This window comes from Catenulispora yoronensis (assembly GCF_039531695.1).
Taxonomy (GTDB): Bacteria; Actinomycetota; Actinomycetes; order Streptomycetales; family Catenulisporaceae; genus Catenulispora; species Catenulispora yoronensis.
The window spans coordinates 1-816 of sequence record NZ_BAAAQN010000155.1; the positions used below are offsets into that span (position 1 = coordinate 1).

Below are 816 nucleotides of genomic sequence, written 5' to 3' on the forward strand. Positions count from 1 at the left end.
CTGAGACCCTGGCATGTCAATACGATCTCTACGCGGGAACCGGGAGATCTCCCCTCTGACCATCTGCCAGTGTCGGAGATGGCCCGCACCGGGAAGACGAGGAGTCATAGCCGGTGATGTACGGAGAGGAGAAGTCGGACTCGCTCATAGTAGCGGCGAAGCAGGCGAACAACCCGAAAGGAGCGGAGTCAGTGGAGCGAAGGAGCGGGGCCAAGGGGAACGCGGAACAGCCACACATGCGCCGGACACAGAGCCGGGAAAGCATGTCACAGAGGCTGTCACGCGTGCGGGAAGCTGCGAAGCAGCGGAAGAAAGAACGGTTTACAGCATTGTTCCACCTGCTGACAGTCGAAGCACTGGAAGCCGCATTCCTCTCCCTGAGCAGGAAAGCGGCCGCCGGAGTGGATGGCATCAGGTGGATGGACTACGCCGGAAACATGAAGAACAACATAACAGATCTGCACCGGAGGCTACATCAGGGCAGCTACAGGGCGCAGCCCGGCAGGCGTCACTACATCCCAAAAGCGGATGGAAAACAACGCCCGCCCGGCATCGCCTCGCTGGAGGACAAGATCGTCCAGTATGCGCTGGTGAAAATCCTGAACGCAGTCTATGAAAACGACTTTATGGGGTTCTCATACGGGTTCAGACCCGGGCGAAGCCAGCACGATGCACTGGACGCACTGGCCACAGGGCTGGTACGCACTAACGTAAACTGGGTACTGGATGCCGACATCAGTCAGTTCTTCGACAGGGTGAGCCACGAATGGCTGATCAGGTTCACAGAGCATCGGATCGGCGACCGGAGGGTAATCA

General features: G+C 58.7%; 1 protein-coding gene. It reads left to right on the forward strand.

Annotation, left to right across the window (positions count from 1 at the left end; translation table 11 throughout):
- Positions 1-113: 113 nt before the first annotated feature.
- Positions 114-816, forward strand: a 703-nt coding sequence (locus ABD481_RS46490) for a reverse transcriptase domain-containing protein (protein ID WP_344672324.1), incomplete at its 3' end; no start/stop codon positions are given.